This window comes from Rheinheimera sp. (assembly GCF_030690345.1).
GTDB lineage: Bacteria > Pseudomonadota > Gammaproteobacteria > Enterobacterales > Alteromonadaceae > Alishewanella.
In genome coordinates, this window is sequence record NZ_JAUYGV010000008.1 from 46869 (window position 1) to 73867 (window position 26999).

21 protein-coding genes are annotated in these 26999 nt (G+C 50.8%); 13 read left to right on the top strand and 8 right to left on the bottom strand.

Features of this window, described 5'->3' with window-relative positions:
• Window positions 1-77: 77 nt before the first annotated feature.
• The gene (locus Q8O77_RS15210) at window positions 78-1685 is read right to left on the bottom strand and encodes an endonuclease (RefSeq protein WP_305554997.1); all 1608 of its coding nucleotides are present in this window, start codon (window positions 1683-1685) and stop codon (window positions 78-80) included.
• Window positions 1686-1892: 207 nt separating this feature from the next.
• Window positions 1893-3488, bottom strand: a complete 1596-nt coding sequence (locus Q8O77_RS15215; RefSeq protein WP_305555000.1) for an isocitrate lyase — start codon at window positions 3486-3488, stop codon at window positions 1893-1895.
• Window positions 3489-3716: 228 nt separating this feature from the next.
• On the opposite strand from Q8O77_RS15215, the gene Q8O77_RS15220 reads away from it, so the two are divergent.
• Window positions 3717-4655, top strand: a complete 939-nt coding sequence (locus tag Q8O77_RS15220) for a LysR family transcriptional regulator (protein WP_305555003.1) — start codon at window positions 3717-3719, stop codon at window positions 4653-4655.
• A 379-nt stretch (window positions 4656-5034) separates the two neighbouring features.
• Here the strand turns inward: Q8O77_RS15220 and aceB are convergent, their stop codons facing one another.
• Window positions 5035-6639 carry a malate synthase A gene (gene aceB, locus Q8O77_RS15225; RefSeq protein ID WP_305555006.1) on the bottom strand — a complete coding sequence of 535 codons (1605 nt, stop codon included), beginning with the start codon at window positions 6637-6639 and terminating at the stop codon, window positions 5035-5037.
• A gap of 239 nt (window positions 6640-6878) precedes the next feature.
• Between aceB and Q8O77_RS15230 the strand changes: the two genes are divergently transcribed.
• On the top strand, window positions 6879-7532 hold the full coding sequence (locus Q8O77_RS15230) for a DUF2726 domain-containing protein (protein ID WP_305555009.1): 654 nt from the start codon (window positions 6879-6881) through the stop codon (window positions 7530-7532).
• 153 nt (window positions 7533-7685) lie between these two features.
• Window positions 7686-7880, top strand: coding sequence for a hypothetical protein (locus Q8O77_RS15235; RefSeq protein ID WP_305555012.1), 195 nt, complete (start codon window positions 7686-7688; stop codon window positions 7878-7880).
• A gap of 83 nt (window positions 7881-7963) precedes the next feature.
• Here the strand turns inward: Q8O77_RS15235 and Q8O77_RS15240 are convergent, their stop codons facing one another.
• Window positions 7964-9517, bottom strand: coding sequence for a PAS domain-containing methyl-accepting chemotaxis protein (locus tag Q8O77_RS15240; RefSeq protein ID WP_305555015.1), 1554 nt, complete (start codon window positions 9515-9517; stop codon window positions 7964-7966).
• A gap of 220 nt (window positions 9518-9737) precedes the next feature.
• Between Q8O77_RS15240 and Q8O77_RS15245 the strand changes: the two genes are divergently transcribed.
• The 4 genes from Q8O77_RS15245 (at window position 9738) to Q8O77_RS15260 (ending at window position 13424) form a co-directional block, all read left to right on the top strand.
• Entirely contained in the window at window positions 9738-11084 is a 1347-nt protein-coding gene (locus Q8O77_RS15245; RefSeq protein ID WP_305555018.1) for a DUF4397 domain-containing protein, read from the top strand.
• Window positions 11085-11103: 19 nt separating this feature from the next.
• The gene (locus Q8O77_RS15250) at window positions 11104-11796 is read left to right on the top strand and encodes a response regulator transcription factor (protein ID WP_305555021.1); all 693 of its coding nucleotides are present in this window, start codon (window positions 11104-11106) and stop codon (window positions 11794-11796) included.
• Window positions 11797-11800: 4 nt separating this feature from the next.
• Window positions 11801-12958 carry a HAMP domain-containing sensor histidine kinase gene (locus Q8O77_RS15255; protein ID WP_305555024.1) on the top strand — a complete coding sequence of 386 codons (1158 nt, stop codon included), beginning with the start codon at window positions 11801-11803 and terminating at the stop codon, window positions 12956-12958.
• An 82-nt stretch (window positions 12959-13040) separates the two neighbouring features.
• Entirely contained in the window at window positions 13041-13424 is a 384-nt protein-coding gene (locus tag Q8O77_RS15260) for a response regulator (protein WP_305555026.1), read from the top strand.
• 44 nt (window positions 13425-13468) lie between these two features.
• Here Q8O77_RS15260 and Q8O77_RS15265 read toward each other — a convergent pair whose 3' ends face one another.
• A complete protein-coding gene (locus Q8O77_RS15265) occupies window positions 13469-15373 on the bottom strand; it encodes a phytase (protein WP_305555028.1) in 1905 nt (634 codons plus the stop codon).
• 32 nt (window positions 15374-15405) lie between these two features.
• Window positions 15406-18171 (bottom strand): TonB-dependent receptor, encoded by a 2766-nt coding sequence (locus Q8O77_RS15270; protein WP_305555030.1) that lies wholly within the window; start codon window positions 18169-18171, stop codon window positions 15406-15408.
• Window positions 18172-18373: 202 nt separating this feature from the next.
• Here Q8O77_RS15270 and Q8O77_RS15275 point away from each other — a divergent pair, with 202 nt between their 5' ends.
• The 6 genes from Q8O77_RS15275 (at window position 18374) to Q8O77_RS15300 (ending at window position 24400) form a co-directional block, all read left to right on the top strand.
• Window positions 18374-19270, top strand: coding sequence for a GGDEF domain-containing protein (locus Q8O77_RS15275; protein WP_305555032.1), 897 nt, complete (start codon window positions 18374-18376; stop codon window positions 19268-19270).
• Entirely contained in the window at window positions 19270-20298 is a 1029-nt protein-coding gene (locus Q8O77_RS15280) for an AraC family transcriptional regulator (RefSeq protein ID WP_305555034.1), read from the top strand. The genes Q8O77_RS15275 and Q8O77_RS15280 overlap by 1 nt, the downstream gene beginning before the upstream one ends.
• A 27-nt stretch (window positions 20299-20325) precedes the next feature.
• Window positions 20326-21237 carry a metallophosphoesterase gene (locus tag Q8O77_RS15285; RefSeq protein WP_305555036.1) on the top strand — a complete coding sequence of 304 codons (912 nt, stop codon included), beginning with the start codon at window positions 20326-20328 and terminating at the stop codon, window positions 21235-21237.
• A gap of 107 nt (window positions 21238-21344) precedes the next feature.
• Window positions 21345-22757, top strand: a complete 1413-nt coding sequence (locus tag Q8O77_RS15290) for a tetratricopeptide repeat protein (RefSeq protein WP_305555038.1) — start codon at window positions 21345-21347, stop codon at window positions 22755-22757.
• A gap of 17 nt (window positions 22758-22774) precedes the next feature.
• Entirely contained in the window at window positions 22775-23233 is a 459-nt protein-coding gene (locus Q8O77_RS15295; protein ID WP_305555041.1) for a hypothetical protein, read from the top strand.
• 123 nt (window positions 23234-23356) lie between these two features.
• Window positions 23357-24400 carry a hypothetical protein gene (locus tag Q8O77_RS15300; RefSeq protein ID WP_305555044.1) on the top strand — a complete coding sequence of 348 codons (1044 nt, stop codon included), beginning with the start codon at window positions 23357-23359 and terminating at the stop codon, window positions 24398-24400.
• A gap of 133 nt (window positions 24401-24533) precedes the next feature.
• On the opposite strand, the gene Q8O77_RS15305 is transcribed toward Q8O77_RS15300, so the two are convergent.
• Entirely contained in the window at window positions 24534-25616 is a 1083-nt protein-coding gene (locus Q8O77_RS15305; RefSeq protein ID WP_305555047.1) for an AI-2E family transporter, read from the bottom strand.
• A 24-nt stretch (window positions 25617-25640) separates the two neighbouring features.
• Window positions 25641-26879: a DUF819 domain-containing protein gene (locus Q8O77_RS15310; protein WP_305555050.1), complete on the bottom strand. Its 1239-nt coding sequence runs from the start codon at window positions 26877-26879 to the stop codon at window positions 25641-25643.
• Window positions 26880-26999: the final 120 nt, after the last annotated feature.

A 26999-nucleotide genomic window follows, 5' to 3' on the forward strand; every position in this document is an offset into this window, starting at 1 on the left:
GGTGAGTTACGTGAAGCAGCGTTACTAAGTTGTATTGCGCAGTTTAAAACGCCGGCGCAAAGCCGGCGTTTTACATTTTAATTGCCCCAAATGGCGCTGACAAATTGCGGGTGATCAATAAAAGGGTTACGGTTACCCTGATATTGATAAGCTGCGTCGTTACGATCGCGCTCTTTCTGGCTGACCGGATCCTGCTGATGCCACTGCTTTAACAGCTGCAACAGCCAGCTTTCAAATACCTGAGTGGTGCTGCCATTTAGCGCTGCGTTGGCTTCACTGCTGTTGTTCTGCCAGTTAGCCAACTGGTGCTGATAACGCGTTGCCATATAAAAATATGCCCGCGCCACATCGCCTTTAAACTCATCAATCGGCTCAAACACCACACCACTGTAGCCGGTGCCCGCAGCGGCATTGCCTAGTTTGCTACCATTGGTTGAGGTAAAACTTGCACTGCCTACTTCACCAAACGGATAACTGCCGCGTTTAGCATTAACGTAACCGTCGGTGGCGAATATATGGTGGATATCCGAGTTCATCGGCTCTATTGCACCACCAAACCAACTGCGCGGAAAGCTGTGCTCACGGTTATAGCAATCGGCCTCGCTGTTATAGCTGCCACACTGATCACTGCCGGCGGCATAGACATAGCTATCGCTTGCCGATGGTTTTTCGGAGTAAATATCTAAAATGGAACCGTCGTTCTCATAGTAGTTATCCAGCTCGTAAACATTATAAAAGCCCCAAATTGCGCTGTAGCCCTGCGCCGTATGGGTTTTAATAATGTTATGCAGTGCGGTTTTCAGGTTGTAGCCGGTTAAGCCGGCAGCATCTGCATAATAACTGCCTAAATCGCCGCCACCGCCCGTGCTGCCCAACGTAAAGCTATGGCTTTGCTGGCTGGCAAAAGCGCCGCCACTAAACACCGGTTGACCGCCTAAGGTCAGGCTATAGCTGCCATTACCATAGCTGCAACAAATACCATCACCGTAGCTGTCGAAAATGGTAAAGGTGTAGTCCCCATCCGCCAGGCACCACTGTTCAGTGTAACTGCTGCTGGCGGCATAGCCATCGCCGCTGTACACAGTACCGCTGACATTTGCTACCAACTGCCAGCTGGTTTCAGCACCATAGTTGTCGGTGTTAAGTTCAAAGTCTGCGCTGGTATTAGCACAGCCGGTCGGCGGTGGTGCCTGAGTTGTGGCCGGTTCAAACTGATCAACATACACCAGCTCTGCACCATCAAAACCGCTGACATCATAAAAGCGCAGACCAATTTCGATATTACCGCTGCTGGCAGCGGTATAGCTGTAACTCAGCGTTTGCCACTGTCCGGTTAGTTGCTCATTGGAGTAGCCCTGATAACCGTTAACATATAGCCGGGCTCTGACATTGCCCTCCGTATGATATACCGCGGTACTGAAGTTATAGGTTTGGCCGGCCGTAACGCTGACCAGTTGGCGAAAATCGGTATTGGCCTGATCGGTAGTATTAACGCTAATGGCCGCGGCGCTGCTGCCGCTCAGTTTAGTATTGCCTGATTGGCTCAACGTAATACCGCTGTCAATCAGGCTCCAGCTATCCGGCTGATTGCCTGTCCACTGCTCAAAACCGCCGTTAAGTACAGTAGCCTGTGCCGCTATACTGAGGGTAGCAAGCAGACCCGACAAGATCGTAATTTTTCTCATGCTGTTTGTCCTGTGGCTGAAAAAACTGCCGGCCGGATAGCCAACAGTGCCACTACACTATTGCAAATAATTTGTATAAAAATAAAGCAGTGATGAATTTTTTATGAAAAATTCAATAAAAAAGGGCAGCACAAGGCTGCCCAAACTGTCAGTTACCTGACCACGTAGTATAAAACTAAACTTAACTCATCACTTAACACTCAAAAGTTAAAACTGATTCATGGTGTTATGCGTACCACCGGCTTTCAGTGCGGCTTCACCGGAGAAATATTCTTTATGGTCATCGCCCACATCTGAGCCGGACATGTTCTGGTGTTTAACGCAGGCAATACCCTGGCGAATTTCTTTGCGTTGTACACCTTCTACATAACCCAGCATACCGGCAGCACCAAAGTACTCTTTGGCCAGGTTGTCGGTAGACAGCGCCGCCGTATGATAAGTAGGCAGGGTGATCAGGTGATGGAAGATACCGGCTTCACGCGCCGCATCGGCCTGGAAGGTACGAATACGGTTATCGGCTTCCAACGCCAGTTCTGTCGCATCGTAATCGGCACTCATCAGCAGCGCCCGATCATAGACCGACACATCTTTACCGGCTGTTTTCCAGGCATCAAATACCTGCTGGCGGAAATTCAGTGTCCAGTTAAAGCTTGGGCTGTTGTTGTACACCAGCTTGGCATTGGGTACCACTTCACGAATGCGGTTTACCATCTCCGCTATCTGGCCAACGTGCGGTTTTTCCGTTTCAATCCACAGTAAATCCGCACCGTGCTGCAGTGACGTAATACAATCCAGTACTACCCGGTCAACACCACTGCCCGGTTTAAACTGAAACAAACCACTGGCTAAGCGTTTTGGTTTTAACAGCTTACCGTTGGCTTTTACTACCACATCGCCGTTGGCAATATCGTCCGCACCGCTGATTACGTCACCGTCTAAGAAGCTGTTGTATAAATCACCCAAGTCACCAGGCGCGTTAGTGACCGCAATTTGTTTGGTTAACCCGGCGCCTAAGGAGTCGGTGCGGGCGACGATAATACCGTCATCCACGCCCAGTTCTAAAAAGGCGTAACGCACAGCGTTAATTTTCGCCAAAAAGTCAGCGTGTGGCACGGTAACCTTACCGTCCTGGTGACCACATTGTTTTTCATCCGACACCTGGTTTTCAATCTGAATAGCACAAGCACCGGCTTCAATCATTTTCTTCGCCAGTAAATAGGTGGCTTCTTCGTTACCAAAGCCGGCGTCGATATCAGCAATAATCGGCACAACATGGGTTTCAAAGTTATCAATTTTGCTTTGTACCGCTACGGCTTTGCTGCTGTCGCCGGCAGCTTTGGCGGCATCCAGTTCACGGAACAAGCCGCCTAACTCACGGGCATCGGCTTGCTTTAAAAAGGTATACAGCTCTTCGATTAAAGCCGGCACCGCCGTTTTCTCGTGCATCGATTGATCCGGCAACGGACCAAACTCAGAACGCAGCGCCGCTATCATCCAGCCGGACAAATACAGGTATTTACGTTTGGTAGTGCCGAAATGTTTCTTGATAGCGATCAGTTTTTGCTGACCAACGAAGCCATGCCAGCAACCTAACGATTGCGTGTATTGGCTGCTGTCAGCATCATAGGCTGCCATATCAGCGCGCATAATTTTGGCGGTATATTTGGCAATGTCCAGCCCGGTATGAAAACGGTTCTGCGCCCGCATTCTGGCGGCAGACTCAGGGTTTATTGCACTCCATGCGTCGCCGTTTTGCTGGCGTAACTGCGCGATTTGTTGTATTGCATCTTGGTAAGCTGACATAGCAGTATCCTCTTGTTGCTTGTTGCCCGGCTTGCCGGACGCTGACTGTTCCCAGGCTGATGTGTTACCTGTTGCCTTACACTATAGGTTTCATTTTGATAATTCATAAAGGTGATTTTTGTGATGCCGGCCATTCATGGTATTAATACCAAACCAGGCTTGACGCTGGCCTGGTGGCTAATGCTATGATTCAGTTTAGTTATGAAAAATTGCCAGGCTATTTAACTAATGAATATTAATAAGATGGATTTGAATCTGCTGGTGTACCTGGACGTACTGCTGCGCGAGAAAAACGTTACCCGCGCGGCCAACCAGCTGAACATTACCCAGCCGGCGATGAGTAATGGTTTAAAACGGCTGCGCGATTTACTCAACGATCCCATCTTAGTACGCACCTCAGATGGCATGGTACCGACCGAGCGCGCGCGTGAGTTGGCGCCAATAGTGCGCGGCGTATTATTAACATTGGAAGAAACCCTGCAGCCAAATAAAGACTTTGAGCCGCTGCACAGCCAACGCGTATTTCGCATTATGGCCAGTGATTATGCCGCTTCAACCTTAATACCGGCACTGCTGAAAAAGATGCGCGCGCAAGCGCCGCATACCAGCCTGGATATTATGACGCCTTCCGATGTGACCTTTCACGATGTTGAAAACGGCAAAGTAGATATGGCGATTAACCGCTTTGATCAGTTGCCGCAGTCGTTTCATCAAAAAACCGTATGGCGCGACAGCTTCTCCTGTTTAATCAATGCGCAAAACCCTGTACTGAAAAACTTTAACTTAGACAGTTATTTAAAAGCACAGCATATTTGGGTGAGTAAAACCGGCTTTGGCGTAGGCGTAGGCATGGACCCGAAAGACGTGCAAAAGCTCGGCTGGGTAGACGAAGCCCTGGCTAAGTTGGGCAAGCAGCGCAGCATCTCGGTATTTACCCGTAACTACCATGTGGCGATGCACTTAGCCGTAGGCATAGATTTAATCGCCACCCTGCCCAGCCGCGCTGCTAAGTTGTACGAGAACGACGCCACGATGGCCATTATGGACCCGCCGTTTGCCATACCCTCGATTGAGCTGAAGATGATTTGGAGCCCGTTACTGCACCAGGATGCCAGCCATATCTGGTTCCGCCGGCTGATTGTAGAAACTGCAGATGAATTGAACTGACCCCTCCAGCGAAGGCTGGAATCCCGATTTGGTCGACACAGAGTGTCTGAGTGAGTGCGCAAGCGCGAGCGACAAATTCGTCTGGAACGAATTTGAACAGCTTTAGCTGGCCCGGAGGGTGCAAGGCAGGAAGCCTGAAATAGTTGCTGTGGCGAGCCAAAGCGGGAGTTGCAGCCGAAGCCTTGCTGCTGGCTTAGTAAAACACCCTGCCTCACTCGCCGGGGCAACTCGCCCTAATGCCTACGGCAGGGCTCAGACACTCCCCGACTCCTTCAACAGGGTCTTTTTCACGCAGCCGACCTTGGATGTTTCAACCTTAAAGCCATAAAAAAGGCGCTGTCAGCAAGTCAGCGCCTTTTGCATTGGTGGTTTACTCAGGTTAATCAAGTAACTGATACGCCGGCAGGGTCAGGAAATCTACCAGCTGATCAGAAGTCGTGATATCAAGCAGTAAAGTTTGCGCCCGGGCAAAATTTTGCTCTGCCCATAGCGTTTCACCTACTTCTGCCCGCACCACTTTTGCCTCTTCTTCTAACATAGAAGCAAATAGGGTTTTGGTAATCAGCTTGCCGTTGCTTAAGCTTTTACCGTGTTTAATCCACTGCCAAATCGAAGTACGCGAAATCTCTGCTGTGGCAGCATCTTCCATCAAACCATAAATCGGCACACAGCCTTTGCCACTGATCCAGGCGGCAATATATTGCAACGCTACGCGAATATTGGTGCGCATGCCCTCCTCCGTGCGCTCACCGTCACAGGGTTCCAGCAACTGCGCTGCAGTAATCTCTGTATCTTCTGCGCGGCTGACATCCAGCTGGTTCTGCTTGCCGCCGGCCAGATACTTAGCAAATACCGCATTGGCAGTAGCCGCCAGTCCCGGGTGCGCCACCCAGGTGCCGTCGTGACCGTTAACCGCCTCAAGCTCTTTATCTGCGGTTACTTTGGCCAGAATAGCCGCGTTTTGTTCAGCGTCTTTGGCCGGAATAAAGGCCGCCATACCACCCATTGCCAAAGCGCCGCGTTTATGACAGGTTTTTACCAGCAAGCGCGAGTAGGCATTTAAAAACGGTTGTTTCATGCTAACCACCTGGCGGTCAGGCAGTACGCGGTCAGCATGATTTTTTAACGTTTTGATATAGCTGAAAATGTAATCCCAACGGCCGCAGTTAAGCGCCACTATGTGATCGCGCAGCATATACAAAATTTCGTCCATCTCAAACACCGCCGGCAGGGTTTCAATTAACACCGTGGCGCGAATGGTGCCAATCTTTTGGCTGAATTTTTGCTCGGTGTAACGGAACACATCGTCCCACCATTTGGCTTCCAAATGGCTTTGCAGTTTCGGCAGGTAATAGTACACACCGCTGCCATTGGCTAAGCGGGTTTGGTAGTTGTGCAGGAAATACAGCGCAAAGTCGACCAGCGAACCCGGAATTTGCTCACCATCAACCAACAAATGTTTTTCCCACAAGTGCAAACCGCGCACCCGGGCTATTAACAAGGCAGGGTTATCAGCCAACGCATAGTGTTTGCCACTTTGCGGATCGGTATAACTAATAGTACCAAGGTTAGCGTCGCGCAGATTAATCTGCCCCTCGATAACCCCGGCCCAACTGGGCGCCTGCGAATCTTCAAAGTCGGCCATAAACACTTTTACATCAGCGTTTAGCGCATTAATGATCATCTTACGGTCTACCGGGCCGGTAATTTCCACCCTTCGGTCCTGCAAATCCGCCGGTATGGCAGCTACCTGCCAATCAGACTGGCGAATATTGGCCGTTTGCGGCAGAAAATCCGGCAAGGTGCCCTCGTCATAGCGCTGCTGCGTAGTTTGACGGGCGGCTAATAATGCTGTTAAGCGCGGGCGGAATTCACGCGTCAATTCAACCAGTAAGGCACAAGCCTGTTCCGTCAGAATGCTGTCATAGCCATCATGTAACGGCGCGTTAATGGTTAAACCGGCACGGCTGATGCTTGTTGTCATAAGTCTGTCCTTTTTTGCTGCTAATACCCGGCGACTAATTCAGCCTTGCGGGATCAGGGATACGCACTAACTATAAGCGCTTTTTAGCTATAAAATGTATCAATGCAAACAATGCCTGCCATTCGCAGCATAAATAGTTAAGTTGTAAAATCAGCCCTAATGTTGGCACAACTTATGCTTTAACTATCACAGTGTTGTGGTGTGTCAGACACCGGGTCAATTTTCTGTCGGAGGTGTGCATGGAGTATGTCCTGCTATTAATTTTACTTTTGGTAATAGTGGTCGCGATGGTAGCCAGCCGTTTTATTGACAGTGGTAACCCTTTTCCGCTGCAGAAGAAAGGCAGCTTGTTCAGCCCGGTAGAGCGCTCTTTTATGCAACTGCTGGAAAAAGCCGTAGCGGACGACTACAAAATTATAAACAGAGTGCGGCTGGCCGACGTAATGGAGTTAAAAAACGGCACCAGCGATAAAACCCGCGCCAGCACCATGCAAAAGTTAAACGCCAAATACTTAGACTTTGTATTATGCGACCCACAAGATTTCAGCGTTATAGCGGTATTAGATTTGGTGAATAACAGTAGTAAAGACGGCCACAAAGCGGTGCCGGATTGGTTTGTTAACGGTGCTTTAGACGCGGCCGGTGTGCCTTATCTACGCATGAAAATAAAAGCCGGTTATACTGCCGCCGATATTCAGGCCGCTATTGCCGCCCGCTTAGGCAAAACGGTTGCCAAAGCTGAACCTATGTACAAAGGATTAGTGAAAACAGGCCCCACCCGGCCAGTACGTTCACTAAGACCGGCAACAACCGGCGGCAATACTTTGCCGGTACCGGCGTTGTCACACTCACAAATTAAGGCGCAGCAAACTGCGCTGATCCGGGCTTCTTAACGCACATGGAGAAATGAGTCACTCCGCGCTAAGTTGGAATGCCGCCCGCTGCAACGGGCGGCATTTTTTTATCTGTAAAAAAATGCGTAATAAATGCTAAAGGTATTTATCTCCCGGCCGTTACAGTCTTGAGGAATTGGCAAAGGAGGTTCTATGAGTCAATCCGTTGGCGCTTTGGCGTCGAACCAGGGCTTTGAAGTACTGGGGGCCGTAATGGCCAAAAAGCAACAAAACCAGGAAGCTAAAATGGCGACCATGCTGGTACAAAGTGCTATGCAATCGGTTGAGCAGGTACAGGCTTCATCCCCTGTAGGCAACCTGGGACAAAACATTAATATCACGGTTTAACGGATATTAATGTAGTAAAAACAAAGGCCGGCATCTGCCGGCCTTTTCTATATCTGCAGCTTATAGCCCGGTTAACTGCCGCCCTAGCGGGCAAAGCGCACCACTAATTCATGTAACTCATTTGATACTAACTGTAATTGCTTAATGCTGTCGGCTGAGTTTGCCGCTTCGGTCAGGCTGTTATTAGCTAAACCGGAAATATTAACCACCTGCTGGTTCACTTCTTCTGCCACATTAGCTTGTTGCTCTACCGCTGCCGCCATTTGAATAGACATATTGGCGATATTACCCACTGCATCTGAAATGCCATTCAACATTTCTTCGGTTTCTTTTACTCTGCTAAGCCCGGTTTCAGCACCGGCAGTGCCGCTTTGGGCCACACGCACGGCGGTGTCAGCTCTGCTGGTTAAATCACTGACAATTTGATGAATTTCTTTGGTGGACTCCTGCGTACGCTGCGCCAGGTTGCGAACTTCATCTGCCACCACGGCAAAGCCCCGGCCCTGCTCTCCGGCGCGCGCGGCTTCAATAGCGGCATTTAGCGCCAGCAAATTGGTTTGCTCAGCAATTTGTTCAATCATTTGCGCTACTGTGGCTATTTTGCGGGTTTGCTCCGACACCTCGGTAACAGAGCTGCTGATAGCATTCACGGTTTCGCGCAGCTCTTCTATCGCCTTGCGCGTTATGCCCGCAGTATGCCGGCTCTTGCCGGCCAGTTCATTAGACTGCTCGGCTTGTTGCGCGGTTTCCTGTACATGCTTTGATACTTCAGCGATGGTGGTGGTCATCTGATGCATCGCTGTCGCAGCTTGCTCGGTTTCCTGCTGCTGGCGCTCGATTAACTTCATTGAAGATTGCGCCAGCTGCAAGCCCAGATCTGACTGCTTCGACACACTTTTGGCTGCATCTTCCATCCGGCTCAACACAGCCCCCAGATGAGCTTTAGAGCTCATCACAGCCACTTTCAGCTCACCAACATCCGGTGAGTCATCGGTAAAGGTTTGCACCGCCAGCTCATGTCGGAACGAGTTAGCTAACAACATTTTGACGCTATCCAGCGCGTTCTTCTTGCTGACATTAGCCCAAGCCACATAGCCAATCAGCGCCAGCAACAGCACTAACTGTGATATGCCGGCAAAGCCACTAAAGTGTAAACCGGCGGCCAGCAGCAGCACAGCTGCCAACCCGGCATTGGCGGCCCCGAGGTGAAAATTGCGCGCGCGGAACTTGCCGTTGTTAATGGCAGCATAAAGTTTTTCCGCCCGTTTGATATCGTCGCGCGCCGGACAAGAGCGCACCGATTCATAGCCAATAACACGGCCGTTTTCCGTTACCGGTGTCACATACGCATCGACCCAGTAATAATCACCGTTTTTGCTGCGGTTTTTTACCAACCCCATCCACGGCTTGCCGGCTTTTAAATGCTCCCACATTATTTTATACGCCAATGGCGGCATATCCGGGTGGCGCACGATATTGTGCGGCTGACCAATTAACTCCGCTTTGCTAAAGCCGCTTATTTCAATAAACGCGTCGTTACAGTGCCGGATATTACCGTTCAAATCAGTGTTAGAAATCAATTTTTGTTGCGGGGGAAAAGTACGTTCGGTGTTAGTAACCGGCATATTACGACGCATAACAGAGTGCTCCGTGCATTAACAAATATTTAAGCTGTGCCCTAAAAATAGCAACAGTTCGCAATAAGGCAATGAAGATTAAAGAATATAGTGTGAAGAGCGACAGCTTGCCGCGAAAACGTTAAGTAAGGTTAAGCAAAGTAAAGCAGGGTAAATTATTGAACCGCAGTGCGGATAACGCATTCTTAGCCCCGTTATATCATCTACTTAATGAGGCGTTATGCGTATTTTTTTAACAGTATCGGCACTTGGCAGCTTAATGATGTTAACCGGTTGTGGTAGCAGCAGTTCTGATGACACATCAGCCACTTACACCAGCAGCTATATTCAGCTGTATAACGGTTCTGCCAACAGTACCTCCACCAGGCTGTTACTCACCGACAGTGATGACAGCACTGTGCTGGCCGGCACTGCTGCCTATGCTGATGCTACATCCTTAGTTAGTTACACCCCGGCCACTTATGACATCTCCCTTAGTCGCCTGAATAGCGACGGCGATGATATCAGCATGCTGGATACAAGTATTACCCTGCGTAAAAGTTACAAACACCTGTTGTTGCTAACCGGCGACTACAACGCCCCTGAACTGCTAAAGCTGGAGTTTTTGCGCGATGACAGCCTGACAGACAGTTTTAAGCTGTATGTGGTCAGCTTATTGCCCGACGACAGCGCCTATGATGTGTACTTAAGCACGTCCGATACCGGCTTTGACGATGCCACCCTGGCGGCAACCTTAAATTACAGCCAAATAAGCTCTGTGCTGGAATTTGACAGCGGTAATTATATTGTTTACATCACTGTAGCCGGTAGCCGCGACATATTATTTCAATCACCAAAATATAACTTTGAATATCTTACCGAGTATGTGCTGGTGCCACGCATTGCGTCAGGCCCGCTGGCAGGCAACATAGCGGTAGATGTTATTAATAACACCACTACCGTTGGCGACCTGACCGATCTGACCGCACAAGCACAGTTCCGGCTTTACAACAGTGTAGACAGCGCCGGCAGCAGTGATATTTATCTGGATGGCGATGTAGCAATAACATCAATTAGCGCTGACAGTTTGTCCGATTATGTCGAGTTAGCGGCGAAAGACTACCGCTTGTCGGCAACCGGTGAACAAGGACAATTGTTTTTAAATAACGCCCTGCTGACCTTAAACCAGGGTGAAAGCAAAGCTGTGGTGTTATATCAAAACGCCAATGCTGCAACCGCGGTTATGGTGATAGAGGAAAGCAATACACCGCAAATTTATGACTTTGATCTGAATGTGGTAAACACCATTTTTGATTACAGTACCTTAAGTATTTATTTTGTACCGCCCAACGAAACCATTGATACCACAGAGTATTACATTACGTCGGTTAACAGCGGGGCACAAAAAGAAATCAACCTGCCGGACGGCGAATACACTATTTTTCTGCTTTATACCGACGACAATAAGAACAAAACCCTGATAGCCGAGTCTGACATGCAGCAGTTTGTTGCCGGCAGCAACTATTTGCTGGTTGCCGAACCCGACAGCGGCAGCAGCAGCGGTTACAAATTGAGCTTATTGCGTTAAACAACTTACTGAGGTAGCCGTGCTGCACATACTGTTAATTGATGATGACGTTCAACTAACCGCCCTGCTGGCAGAATACCTGCAAAAAGATGGCTTTAACGTGTCCAGCGCTAATAACGGCGCGGCCGGATTAGAGTGTTGTCAAAAGCAGGCAGTTGATCTGGTCATACTGGATGTAATGATGCCGCAGTTAGATGGTATCTCGGTATTAAAACAGCTGCGCCGCGACAGTAATATCCCCGTGATCATGTTAACGGCGCGGGGAGAAGACCTGGATAAAGTAATAGGCCTGGAGCTGGGGGCGGACGACTACATTGCCAAACCCTGTCTACCGCGGGAGCTCAGTGCCCGCATTAAAGCCATACTGCGCCGTGTACAACAAAGCCGCAACCAAACTGAACTGCAACTGGGTGCTTTGTGCATTAAGCCGGTTAACCGCAGTGTGTCGCTGCAACAGCACAATATTGAATTAACCGGTGCCGAGTTCAGTATTTTATACCTGCTGGCACAACACGCCGGCCATGTTATCAGTAAAGCGGAGCTGTCACAGCAAGCGCTGGGTAAACCGCTGGGCAGTTACGATCGCAGCATTGATGTGCATATCAGCCATATCCGGCAAAAGCTGGGTAAGCCACCGGCAGGGCAACAATGGGTCACCTCTGTGCGTGGCAAAGGCTATCAGTTTACCTATCCGTTTGGCGGCGGAGCATAACAAGATGAATAAATTGTTTTGGCGTTTTTTCCTCGTATTTTGGGCCACCTTGCTTATGGCAGTTGTGTTAGTGCGCCTGACCTTTACCTGGGATGATGCTCCCCCCTGGTTGCCACCGGACAAGCTACCGTTTGGGGCCGGCTTTTTCAGCCAGCCATCAATACCGGCGCACAGTATCAACGCTGCAGGCGCCGCAGCTCTCCCCGTAACTGTTGCAACTCCGCATCCCGTGCCGCCATTTTGGCGCCGGCCGTTGCTGCATTTGGCGGTGTTGCTGGCCACCAGTATCTTGTTTAGCTGGGTACTGGCGCGCAATATTGCCGCGCCGGTACGCCAGCTAAAGCTGGCGCTGGCCGGGTTAGCGGCAAATAACTGGCGCACCCAGCTTGGCCCGGAGCTGATAACGCGGCGGGACGAATTTGGTAGCTTGAGCCGCAACTTCAACCAAATGGCCGGCCAGGCAGCAGAGGCCATCGCCTCGCAGCGCCGTCTGCTGCACGATGTATCCCACGAGCTGCGCTCGCCGCTGGCCAGAATGCAAATTCTTACCGGGCTGGCGGCACAGTCACCATCTTATGCAACTATGGCAATGGAAAAAATTGAACAAGAGGCCAGCAAGCTCGATGCGCTGGTTACTGAAATTCTGACCTTTTCCAGGTTGGAAAGCGGAGCAGTTTGCGCCGAACATATTGATATTAACCTGGCGGAGTTAGTCGCTTCGGTCTGCGATGATGCGCGACTGGAAGCCGACAGCAGCAATAAGTCACTATGGTTGCATCTGGAAAATGTGCCGTTAATTAAAGGCGATCCGTCTTTGCTGTACAGTGCGATAGAAAATGTGATCCGCAATGCAGTGAAATATACCCCGCCGTACTCAGAAGTCAGTGTTTGCCTGCGGCAACATCAGCAACAGCTGAGTTTGCAAGTGCGCGATCAGGGCCCGGGTGTGGCACCGCAGTACCTGGCTAAATTGTTTACGCCGTTTTTTCGCGCCCAGAGCAATCACAACGGTATAGGTTTAGGGCTAAGCATTGCCAAACGCGCCACTGAGGCCTGCAATGGCAGTATAGATGTAGCTAATATCATGACAAATAACGAAATTAGTGGCTTTAGCGTGGTCATTACCTTACCACTCAGTTCATCTGCCGTTCAGGCGGAATAAATAAACTGCAACGCTGTTTTTTCCGTTTTAGTTAATTTTTGCATTACACTGTAATTGCATCTGCGACCGCAAAGGATCTGCCATGACACAACAACAGTGCTCAATATTGATAATTGATGACGCCTACACCGTGCGTGAATACTTGCGCCAAACGCTGTTACATCTGGGGATCAGTAATGTGCATGAAGCAGCGAGCGGCAGCAAAGGCTTGTCTGCGTTTAAACAACATCATCATGATTTGGTCTTTTTAGATATTGAATTGCCCGACATGAATGGCCAGCAAATTCTGCAGAAAATTAAATTACAGGCCGACAAAACCCATGTGGTGATGGTGACGGCGCATAACTCTGTGGATAATGTGCAGCAAAGTATTGCCGCCGGTGCCAGCGGTTTTATTGCCAAACCCTTTTCACCACAAAAGATAAAAAATATTGTCGACCGTTGCCTGGCAGCAAAATTAAATTAAATACTGTTGAATAACAAAGGCCGCATTGCTGCGGCCTTTTGTTTTTATAGCGGCTTAAGTTGTTGCACAATATGCTGCCATGGCACCAGTTTCAGGTTTTGGCCCTGCTCCGGCATGCGGTTACGGCCATCCTGTACTATTAATGCCCCCTGCTCAAACCCCGGCCCCAGCGAACGGGTCGTTACCTCCAGGCCATCGGTTTCAGAGCTGCCATCTATGCCCAATTGCGTATTAGTGCTGACACGAAAGTGCAACCGCATACTATACGGCGCTACAGCATCATAAACCACATAGCTGTCGTTACCCTGGCTGGATACCACCAGATAGGTTTGCCCGCCCGCTTTTGCTAAAGCCAGGCCCTCGACATCGTCTACCAGGGTGCTACCGTCAACCAGAATGATTTTTTCACCGTTAGCAGTAGCATCCGCTTCAGCCGCAAAGCGCCAAATACCTGCATCTTCTTCGCCGACAAATAAAGTACCGCTTTGGTCGTCCGCCACGCAGCCTTCCGGCTGCGAAGGCACCTGCAATGAGCGCACTAAAGTGCCCTGCCAGGCTGTGCCATCGCTATCGATACGGTATTGCTGAATTAAACCGGACTTATCATTAACAAACACATAGTGCTTATTGCTTTGTGTACTCTGGTACATACACAAGCCATAAATATCATCCATCCCGGTCGCTACGTTGCCGGCATTGTGCAGCTTGCCGCTGCTATCAATAGCAAACAGCTGCAGGCTGTTATCGTCACGCAAACTGGCTACGGCAATATCGTAGGCACTACCCTGCCAGTTAAGGCCGTAGCGTACATCGACATTATTTAACCGGCCCACGCTAAGCTGCTGCACACGCTTACCCTGCATATTGTAAACATCCAGCCCGGCGCGTTTGTCAGTACCAAGGATCAGGCTAAGCTCGCTCTTAAGCGGATGATGCCACACTGCCGGGTCGTCCATCACATCGCCACGCTGACTGGCCGCTTCGGTCTGCAGTGTTGGCTGCAGCTGCGTTATTGCCGCTTTAGGGCTACGCTCATTTGCCAGCGGCAGTGTTAGCGATAACTGCTGCACCGCTTCAGCATCTTCGCTGCTGATATAGGCTGTCGCGGTGTTGTTCCGCATACTGACAGCTAAACCGCTGGCCCCGGCCAACGCCGGGACAGCGGCGGCGCTGCGCAGTTGGCCGTCGCTGTTAATCAGCAATAACCTGGCAGGCTGCTCTTCCAGTGCCAGCAGACTGCCGTCAGGCAAGGTTTGCAGCGCTTTTACTTCGCCTTGCAACTGACCAAAGGGTTTATTTACCTGCACTAAACTGCGGCCTTCGTCAGCTTCAGGTTCAGCCTGGTAACGCCAGATAGCTCGGTCTGCCTCGGCAACATAAAGTACGCCTGCCGTTTGATCCACCACACAGGCCGTGCTGCCATAAGGTATATTCAGCTCACGTATTACCAGCGGTTGTGTCAGCCACTGTTGCTGCTGTTGCAGTAGCAACTGATCTGCTCCGCCGCGGCCACCGAGTAAAAACAGGCTGAGCTGCTGGTTTTCGCTACTGTGATAAAAACACAGATCGTCTACTACCCGGCTGCTGATCAGCTGTTGCTGCACCAACTGCAGCGGCGTTGGCTCTGCCGGGGCAAAACGCCATATATACAGGCTGTTACTGTTGTCATCCATCGCGGCCAGTAGCAGGCTATCGTTGCCAAGCGGCTGCACGGTCAGGCGGATAAAAGCACCGTTGTAACGGCTAAGCACAGTGGCACCCTGTTGCACTTGTAACCCTGTCGCATCAGTAAACAGCTGATATTCAGCGCCCGCCAGTTGCACCTCGTGATAATGACTGGCATTAACCGCTAACGCCTGTGCTGCCGGCGCCGGTGTCTGCTCAGTGCCGGCCTGACAAGCACTGAGCAGTGCAGCTAACGCCAGGCTCAGCACACTTAATTGAAACATATTTTTATTGCTTAACATTGTGCTTCCCTTGCTTACCAGTTGGTGATCTGCACGCCCAGCACAAAGGTGCGGCCATATTGCTCATACTGGAAGTTATAAGGCGTACGGCCTGTGTAGGCGTAATAAGGTTCGTCGTTAATATTTATCACGTTAAAATACAACTGCATACCACGACGAAGGGTCCATTTGCCGGTAAAATCGAGCTGCATATGGTCATCAGAATAGACATCGTAAGCCGCATCGGTAACATCGCCCACTTCGGCCAGATACTTCGATTTATAGTTGGCGGCCAGGCGCAGGCTAATCACATCGGTTTCATAGCCGATGCTCAGGTTAGCGGTTTTATCCGACTGGCTGGGCAGCGCCACTTCACGGCTAAATAACGCCCCATCGTCAAACCATTCAATATCGGCGGCAGAATCCGTTAATGTCAGGTTGGCGGACAACAACAGGTTATCCAGCCAATTGCCAAAACCCGACAGCTGATGAATAGCGTTCAGTTCCAGGCCGTATAAATCGGCCTTACCACCGTTAACATAGGTTTCGGCTACCGCAAAGTCGGCATACGCGCCACGGCCGGCCAAATCAGCTTCGTAGATAAAATTATCAATTTGCTTGTAAAACAACATGGCAGAGAGCACGCCCAGTTTGTCGGCATAATGCTCGATACCCAGGTCAAAGTTATTTGACGTCAGCGCTTTTAACTCCGGGTTACCAAAGGTAGCTTCGAGCTCATCGTCATCTTCTTCCAGGATAAAGGCCGGCGATAGCTGCTCAAAGTTAGGCCTTACCAAACCGGTGCTGAACGCCGCCCGCACTATACTTTGCTCCGACAGGTTATAGCGCCCTACTACGGCCGGTAACCAGTAACCTTCAGAACTACTTACCTGATTGGCACTGAATACTTCTTCTATAGCATCATAGCGGCTACCTGTTGCTTCACGTTTCTCGTGCTCATAACGCACACCGGTAATCAGCTGCCAGTTATCCCGCTCCCACTGCGCCATAAAGTACGCCGCGCTGATATCTTCATCTACCTGGTAGTCGTTAATTTGTGACTCAACTTCGTCAATAAAATCGGCACGGTCTAAGCTGCTAACCAGCTGATAAATACTGCCGCTATTGATGGCAGCGCCCATGTTGCCCAAGCCGTAATCCACCGCGGCGCCGGCATAATCACTCAGGCTTAGCGCGCTAATGCCGGAATCTTCAAAGTCTTCAAACAGCCAAACATCCTCTTCGGCGCTTTTCTCACGCTGGCTGAATTTGGCCCCGCCTTTTAACAGCACGCTGCCGTGGCGCTGAATAATCTCGCGGCTTAGATCAAACTTAATATTGCGTTCGGTTTCTTCGGCGTAGGTATCGCCCATCTCAACTTCTTTCAGCTCATAACCATCGGTAAGCACGGCCTCTGCCGGCGCAGTAAGCCGCAGTATCTTGCTACCGCTAAAGCCGACGCCGTCGTCCAATTCTTGCTCAAAATCAGCCGCGCCGATATTAAACGGCGTATCTTCATCGGCTTTACTGGCGCCGGCTTCCAACAACCATTCCCAGCTGCCGGAAATTTGTTTGGTACCAATCACCAGTGCGCTGATGCTCTGAGTTTCTTCACGCTGCTTCAGTGAGCGGATAAGCTCAGCACCACCACTGTTGCCGGCAAATTGTGGATCGGCCAATTCCACTATCATGCCCTGGCGCGTTTCGGTGTCACTAAAACGGCTGTAGAGGCTACGCAGGTAGTATTCGTTATTGTTACCCGGCCGGTAATCGACATTTAGTGCCAAACCAATACGCTCGCGGCTAATGTTATAATCACGCAGTTCAAACTCTTCCAGTCCCTCGTCAAAATCCCAGCTGCCGCCGGTCTCAACGTTTTCAGAGCCGAATTTACGCTCGGCGTAACTGGCTGCGATGGCGATACCTAAACTATCAGTTTCACCAGCGGCATCCAGTATCTTGCTAAACACACCGGAGACCTTCGGGCTGGTTTTACTTTGCTGCTCGTTATAGCCGGCTTCTGCAGTAAAGGAATAAAAATCGTTGCTGCGATCAAAGGCCGACAAGCTTTTAATTTCTACCGTACCGCCTAAGGACCCGGCCGGCATATCCGGTGTCAGGGTTTTGTTTACTTCTACTGATTCGAGCAGATCCGATGGGATCACATCCAGCGCTACTGCGCGGCGACCCGCTTCCGGCGCGGCTAACTGAGTACCGTTGTAGGTTACTGCGTTGTAATCCGGCGCCAAACCACGTACGCGGACAAAACGGCCTTCGCCCTGGTCACGCTCTACTGATAAACCCGCCAGCCGTTGTAAGGCTTCACTAACATTGCTGTCCGGGAACTGACCCATTTCATCGGTACTGGCCACGGTAACAATACCGCCGGCATTACGCTGGCGGTTCAGCGCTTTACTTACCGCGCCGGATTGCCCCACCACTTCGATATGCTCTACATCTTCACTGGCAGACAGCAGCTTAATATCACCCAGACGCTGTTCGGTATCGGCTACCACCAGCACCCGGGTTTCCGGCACTGCGCCAAGGTAGTTCACCAGCAGGGTGTAAGTACCCGCCGGCAGCTGATTAAACTGAAAGCGGCCGTCCGCTGCGGTGGTACGGCTTAGCTTCAGCTCCGGAATACTGACTTGTGCACCGGTCAGCAAGTTGCTGCGGTTGTCAGTGATACGGCCCTGCACGTCGGCATCGGCTAATACCGGCGCGGATAACGTGGCAAACGCCAGGCTTATGGCACAGGCCAGCGCGCTGCGTGAAGTATGTTGGTGATGGCTTGATTTCATCGGTTGCTCTCAGATCACGGCTAATAATTGCGCTAAAGTTTGCCGGTTCTGTGTGACAAAACGCCGTTTGTTAACAGTATGCGCTGAGCCGATATGACCCGGGTCTTAACGGTGCAATGCAATGCCGTAAGCAGCAAAGCTTGTCATCCGGCTGTCATACAGGGCACGGAAAATTGAGTTTATTTGTGTGGATAACCTGACTATGTGGCGACAACACCGCTATAAAATGCTGTTCAGCCTGCTATTGCTGTTAAGTGGCCTGCTGCTGGCTATTGATACCGGCGATGCCAAACACAGCAATGAATTTGACGCTCTGGATATTCTGGGTGAAGGCACTACCTTATTGGTAGCCTGTGGTTGGCTGGGGCTGATTATCAGCAGCCGGCCAACAGGGAGGGTAACCGAATGGTTGTACTATGGCAGCCTGCTGCTGGTGTATTCATACTTTCTTGACTTACTGGACGAATTTATCCGCTACCCGGATCATATCCGGCTAATGAGCTGGCTGGAATCTTTACCGGCGCCGGTTGGCATGTTGGTATTAACCTATGGCCTGATAGGCTGGCACCGTGAACAACGGGCTATTAACCGTCAGTTACGTGGCCGCGAGCTGTTTTTGCGCGACCACCAGCTTATTGATCCGCTCACCCAGCTGTACGGTATTGAGTATCTGCAAGCGGTATTGCAACGCGAAATTGAGCTGCACCAAAGCCAGCACAAAGCTTTAAGTTTACTGGTGCTGGATGTTGATAATTTTGCCGCTGTTAACCGCCGCCATGGTATGGCCGCCGGTGATGCTTATCTTAGCCAGCTAAGTGAGTTGCTTAGCAGTCAGCTGCGCTACAGTGATGTGGTGTGCCGCTACGCCGGTGACCGTTTTATTGCGCTATTGCCCAATACCGCTCTGCCACAGGCACAAATCATGGCACAGCATTTACGCCAGCAGCTATCGCAACTGTCGGTTGCAAACGCCGGGCCACAACTGACATTACTGGAAATGGCCGTTCAACAACACAGTGCGAAAACTGCTTTACACGCGGCTGACCAGGCTATGGCACTGGCGAAAAAAACCACCGCACTTAAGTTGCAGCCTGTCTGATGACTATTCGCCACTTTGGCTATCAGGACAAAATCCTGCTGTTGCAACATGGCTGCACTGAGCTGCTCTCGCTGGCACAACGCCGTGGCGCCCTGTTACATAAGCTGCTAAATGGCACCGGCATTTTTGAACAGGACTTACACAAACCGCATGGCAGGTTGCACCATAACGATTGGTTGAAACTGCTGCAAAATTGCCAGCAACAGCTAAACAGCCCGGAACTGCCCTATTTGCTGGGCGGCGCTTTACTGAACAGCCGTTATATTTCGCTTTGCCAAAGCCTGCAATATGCGCAAAACCTGCGCCAGGCACTGGCTCAGCTGCACTATTTCCGCCATCAGCTGTTTCCTTGCTTCTATGTGCGGCTATACCAACAACAGCATTGCATCCTGATCGAATTTAAACCGGCGCTGGGTTTAGCTAATCAGCAAGGGTTTATGCAGACCGTCGTTTTTTCGCTGCTGCTGGGGTTGATAAAACAACAGCTCGGTAGCGTTTGCGGCATCAGCCTGCAGTTGCAGCAGGCGGCATCACATCAGTTACAGCACCAGTTGCATTGGGGTGTAGATGTCAGCTTTAATCACAGCGCTGACAGCATCAGTATTCCGCTTGCTTTGTGGCAACAACGCTTTACTGATGCGGACGCGCAAAAGTTTAGTGCCACCCGCCGCACCTGTCGCCAGCTTAACCGCGTGCTGAGCAAACAACGGGCTTTGCCGGAGAGCATTTGCCGACTGCAACGCAAGGCCCTGCCGCAACTGCTGAATCAGGATCAGGTTGCCACCGCACTGGGGTTAAGCAGTAGCAGCTTAAAGCGCCAGCTTAGCCAACATAACACCAACTTTGCCACCCTGCTTGACGAGGTACGCCGCGATGCGGCGCGCCAACTATTACAACAGGGCCACTATTCAAACCGTCAGTTGGCACAAAAACTGGGTTACTCCGACGAGCATAACTTTCGCCGTGCCTTTAAACGCTGGACCGGGTTAATCCCCAGCAGCTTTAAAGGCATGTTCAATTTCAACTAACCTCAACATCACAACCAGGGATTTTTAATGAAACTGTTTACTACCGCCAGCCTGGCACTGCTGCTAAGCACTTTGCTTATCGCCTGCTCACCGGCCGACACACCAAAAACCAGCCAGACACCTGCCGCGGCAGCAACAACAGAAAATGTAGTGTTGCGCTTTGCCGTACTGGGTGACGCCGAACCCAAACCTGAGCCGCAATTTCCGCATCTGGCGGCTGCGGTAGCCGATGTAAACCGGTTGGCAACGCAGACTAAACTGGATTTCGTTGTTGGTGTCGGTGATATTGCTCACAAAGGCACCTTAGTGCAATACGACAATGCCACGCCGGTGCTGCAACAGCTAACGCTGCCGTTTTACCCGATTATGGGCAACGAGGAGCACGGCAGCAGCGTTGAGCGCTTTATGCAGTACGCTAACAGCTGGAATGCCGGCAAAATTACGCTGGACTCGCCCAGCTACGTACTGGAATTTGACACTGTGGCGTTGGTATTTGCCTCGCCCGATCATGGCCGTGATTTTAATGACAGCGGTATAAATTGGATGCTAAACCAGCTAAAACAGTTGCAGCCAAAGCCGGTGCTGTTAATCGTGCATGGTGCGCAAACCGGTGTATATCCGGAAAACGCCGATAAAGGCATTAAGCACCCGGGTTTCGCCGACGTGATTGCCCAGCCTAATCTGGCAGCCGTGATCTCCGGCGATTTACATATGGATATGAACCGCGTTGAACATTCGAAACAACTTGGCAAGGTGCATTACCTGCATATACCGGCGCTGGAACGCACTAAAATTCCGGATGAAACACAGCACAGCGCCATGTTTCGCGTATTTAGCCTGAGCAGCAACGGCATAGTGCAGGTAGATACTTACCAAACCGGCAATGCCAAGCCACTGGCGCAGCACAGCTACAGCTTTAGCTTACCCCGCCAACCATAACAACGTGGCCATAAAGCAGGGCTTGCTTGTAACATAGTTTGCAGCTATGTTACGCAGCTTTAATAAAGCTGCCGTTTGTGTGGGCCCTGCTTATATCCAAGGATGTTATGAAGTTACTCTCTGCCTCTGCTAAAACACTTTCTGTTGTAACTATATTGCTGGCCCTGCTCCTAAGCCGCGCGGTAAAAGCGGAACTATCAGCGTTGGAACAGCTGTTTGAACAACAGCAATATGACACCTTCTTGCAACAAGCACAGCAGCAAGCCAGCGAAAACAATGCTGAAGCATTATTTTTACTCGGTAAAGCTTACGATCTCGGCCGCGGCGTTACAGCAAACCCCGTCACTGCCAGCCAATACTATCAGCAGGCCAGAGCTTTAGGCTCTGCCCGCGCCAGCCACAACCTTGGCAATATGGCACTGCACAACGGCAGAAAAACCGAAGCAATCAGCTTGCTTGAAGAAGCCCTGGCTGGTGGCCTTAAATTACCCACCTTATACAACCTGGGGCTGGCACACAGCCCGGCAGACCCTACGTCCATATTTAATCTGGCGCCCACCATAGAGGCCGCACAGCGGGCCGGTAGTTACTTTGGCCAAGCCTATGAGTTGGAGCAAGATAGTTTGTTTCTGGACAAAGCATCTCGCGAATACTTGCGTGCCTATTTAATAGCTTTACAAACTTACGGCAGCGAAAGAGAACAGTTCGATATGGCACAGTTGCGCCAGCAAGCAGTGCATTGGCTGGAACGCGGCATGGCGGCAGATCAGGGCACAGCCTGGACAAACTATGGCGCACTGCTGCTGAACGAAAAAGACTACAGCGGCGCTCAGGCCGCATTTTTACAAGGTGCACAGCGCAATATTGCTGTAGCAAACTATCATCTGGCCACTATGGCAGACAAAGGCCTGGGGGCTGAAGCGGATAAAGCTCTGGCGCTGGCATATTATGAAAAAGCGGCTTTAGCCGGGATGGAACAAGCCAAAGTTCCGGCTTACCGTCTGCTTGAAGATCAGCTTAAGTACGAAGACGACATATTAGTGCTGGAGCAGGGTATTGCCCGTTTTGATGCGCTAAAACAGCAGGAAAAATATCCCCCTGTTTCGTTGGATGCCGCCATTCGCCGGCTGGCATGGGGCAAGTTTTTGGCACAACAACGGCAGCAGAAAATAGCCCTGCCCACGTCAGGCGACACACAATTAGGCCTGCAGGCCTGTGGTTTAGACCTTAGCCAACAGCATGGGGCAACTTACAACCTCGGTATCAATTCACACTGGCGTATGGCCGCCTATCTGACGCTGGCAGACAGAACCCCTTTACCGTTCGAAGGCCGGGTTGACGCGCAAGGCTGTGCCCGTTTCAGCTCCGCCATAACGGAGCAACTGCAGAGCTTGTTACAACAAGGTGCGGTATTTGGCTTGCGCTTTCCTAACTATACCTTACCGCTGGCACTCAGCCGGCAAGACAATGTGCTGCAGCTAACGCTGTTACCTGTTGGCACGCCATTACCAGCTAATTAACCCCTGCAGGAGCGATGATGAGCGAACATGAAATTATTATTCTGCTGCGGGACCCGCAACAACAGCCAAACGCGGACATTATCGCCGCCACTAAACAGTTTATCGCCGGCCTGTTTCCGGCGGTTGAACATATAGACGTTACCTGCACGGACGAAATACGTTATTACGACTGCGGCGGCAATTTTGAACATATTCATTGCCCCGCCTGCCAAACAGAACTTAGCGTAGCGCAATGGCATAGCCTGATGGAGGCAGACTACAACGCTGTGCATAACAGTTTCGCCATGCAAAATCTGGCGCTGCCGTGCTGTGGCATGCTCTGCAATTTAAATCAGCTGCAGTACTCTTTTGAACAGGGCTTTGGCCGTTTCGCCATCATTATGGATAACAGTGTTGGTATTGTTGATACAGCCACGCAGACAGTAATAGAAGCATTTTTAGGCAACCAGCCGGTAAAAATTATCTATCGCCACTAACTAACAACAGGTAGCAGTGCCAGAACAGCGGCCTGCGTATAAACCGGAATAATTGTACATTTTTTGTTCAAGTTTAATTTATCGCTGCCGATAAGCTGATAACAGAAAAACCTTGTGGAGCCTATGATGCACATTACATCAGCTTCGCAACAGTTTGCGGTTGCCGAACAAAAAACCGTTGCTTATGGTCGCAAACAGCAGTTACTAAGCAAAGCTACTACCGAACCCCGCCCTGCCACTATTGCAGCAATGCCTGTTGCAGCCAATACCGCAGCACCGGCTGCCAACGGCACCACAGCACAACCGCAGCCGGCGCAGACCACTGACGATGATCAGGTGTTTAATGCCTTTCAAACCGTTGGCATGGTAAAGCGCATTCTGGCGCAGCTTAGTGCCCACAACGATGCGTGGCTCGACAAACCTTTGCAGGCTGAGTTTGCGGCAAAAGAGGTCGACAGCTTTAGTTTTAGCGCTGCCGTATCTGCGCAATCTGTTTGGTTGGGTGGCAGCCAAAGCCGGCAAGGTGAGGCAAGCCAGGTGCTGGCAACTGAGCAATGGGAGCTGGGGTATCAGGCGGTGCAGGCCAATTTCAGCGGCGAGCTGACGCTAAACAGTGGTGAAACCATCAGCTTTGCGTTTGAATTTAGTATGGTGGTAAGTTGGGCGCGTTACAGCTATACAGAGCAGCAACTGCAAGACCCGTTGGTGGTCAGTTTGTCAGGCAAGCCGGTGCAGCTTGATAACGCCGGTACAGCGTTTGATTTACACAATGACGGCAACAAGGTAAAACTGCCGCAGTTAGCGGCGCAGCAGTATTATTTGGCCGCGGATCGCAATCAGGATAAACAGATAAATAACGGCACTGAGCTGTTTGGCCCGCAAAGCGGCCACGGCTTTGCTGAGCTGGCGGAGTTTGATGACAACGGTAACGGCTTTATCGATCCCGCCGATGATATCTGGCAGTACCTGTACCTCTGGCGGCCAAAACAACAGTTACTGAGTATGACAGAAGCCAGGCTGGGAGCATTTTCGCTAAGTTCTGCCGCCACACCGATGCCGTTACTGAGCCAGAGTCATCAGCCGCTGGGCGAGATACAACGCAGCGGCCTGGCGTTTACTCAGGATGCCAAACCGCTGTTGCTGCAACAGATTGATTTAGTGGTGTGAGAGTTGAATACCTGATTTAAGAACCGACTTACCCTAAACCAACCGTTGAAGGCATGGATGCCTGAATCGAGCCTACAGGGACGTATTCACGGCGTGTTGGTGTGGGTAAGACGGTTCTTGAAGCTACCTAAGGTTAGTTTTTATCCTGCATTTCCAAAAAGTCTCTGAACTCAATGGTGTATAACCGCAGAAGCACCAGTGTCAGGGCAAAAATAATAGGTCCGTAAATTAAGCCAATTAAACCAAACAGCTGAATACCGCCAATTAACGACAGGAAAATCAGTAAGGTGTTCATGCCCGAACTGCCCTGCATCAGTATCGGCCGCAGTATGTTATCAATAGAGCCTACCACTACCGCGCCCCACAGTGCCATAAACACTGCCCAGGGCCAATCGCCGGTCAGCAGCAGATACAAACTGGCCGGTATCCAAATCAGTGCCGTGCCTACTGCCGGAATAAAAGACGCAAACGCCATCATGGTACCCCAGAACAAACCGGGCAGGCCGACTATCGCCATGGCGATACCGCCGGCAAAGCCCTGGGCAATAGCCGTTAAAAATGAGCCCATTACGGCAGAGCGGGTAACCAGCTTGGCCTCTGTTAACAGCGCCTCTTCCTGCGAGCGTGACAGCGGTAATACCCAATGCAGGGTATCAACAATTTTGTCGTGGTCACGCAGCAAAAAGAACAGAATAAACAACATCAGCACAAAACCAAAAATCAGCCCGGTAACATCGCCGAGCACCTTGGTACTGAGGTTCAGCAGTTCTTTACCAAAGCCGGCGGCAAAGTCAGTCAGGTACTGCACTATGCTCTCGCCACTGATTTGTTCTGTCGGCAATATCCGGTTAATTCTGTCCAGCGCACTTTGCACAAACGGATGTTGCAACAACTTCTCAGCGCCGCCCTCACTTAACCAGTTATAGCTCTGTTTGGTAAAAGACACCCCTTGCTGCACTATCGCCATAAACACCAGAGAGGCCGGTACCAGGATCACCACAACCAACAACAAGCAGGAAATGCTGGCGACCAGATTAGGCCGGCCGGGCAGTTTTTGCTCAATATATTGGTGTACCGGGAAACACAGTAAGGACAAAACAAAGGCCAGCACTATGGCGCCAACATAGGGCGCCACCAGTAAATAACTGGCGTACAGCGCTAATAACAGCGCAACGATCAGGATCCAGTGGCGAATTTCTACATCAAACTTTGTCATACAGAATTCCCTTTTCGCGCGTCGTTAAGGCGCAACTTGCTGCAAAATTAAACCACAGATATAGGCACCATAGGTACCCAGACCATACCCCAGCACCGCCAGTAACACCCCCACCGGCGCCAGCGACGGATGAAACGCTGCCGCCACTACCGGTGCCGATGCCGCACCGCCTACGTTAGCCTGGCTGCCAACTGCCATATAAAACATTGGCGCTTTAATCAGTTTCGCCACCAACAGCAACAAACCGGCATGCACCAGCATCCAGACAATACCCACTAAAAACATCAGCGGATAATCCAGAATAGCCGTTACGTCCATATGCATACCAATAGTGGCTACTAATATGTACAAAAATGCCGAGCCCACTTTAGACGCACCTACCGCTTCAAGCTTACGCACTTTGGTGGTCGACATAAATAAACCCACGGTAGTGGCAATAACCACCAACCAAAAGAAGCTGCTGGTTAAACTGTACATCGCAAGCTGCGGTGCAACCTGCTCAATCCAGGGGGCGATAATATCTGCCAGCGCGTGCGATAAACCGGTAACACCAAAAGCAACCGCAATAATTAACATCAGGTCGTTCAGCTTGGGGATGCGGGCATTGTCGGCTTCGTACTGCTCAATTTTCCGGCGCAGATTTACAATGCCGCTGGTATCAGCGCCGTTTTTGCGATCGAAGAACTCGGCGCGGCTGGCAATAAACAGCAATACTGCCATCCAAACATTCGCGACCAGCACATCAACCGTAATCATTACTGAGAAAATGCTGCCTTCAACGCCAAACACTTCTTTCATTGCCGCCTGATTAGCGCCGCCGCCAATCCAACTGCCGGCAATGGTGGTCATGCCGCGCCACACGTCGCCGCCCAGCTCCTGCGGGAAGAAATACCCGACGCTCACCAGCGCTATAGGCCCGCCAATAATAATGCCCAGGGTACCGGTTAAAAACATAATCAGCGCTTTGGGGCCAAGGCCAAGTATCGCTTTAAAATCTACGCTCAGGGTTAACAACACTAAACTGGCCGGTAATAAATACCGCGACGCCATCTTATACAGTGATGAGCCTTCACCATCGATAATGCCAAAACTGTTAAACAGCGACGGAATGAAGTAACACAGCAACAGCGCCGGGACAAATTTGTAGAAGGCTTTGCAGTAACGGTTATCGCTATGGCTGGTATAAAACACCGCGCCCAAAATAACCGCCATTAAGCCCAACACCACCGCATCGTTGGTGATAAGCACACTGGATTCTTGCATACGGGACCCTGAAAAATGAGTAAGAGACAGTTGTTTTACTGACAACACTTTTGGCGCCAACATAGCACAGCACCCGGCGTTAACAAAGCGCCGGCCGTTGTTTTACTGCTAAGCTGCGAT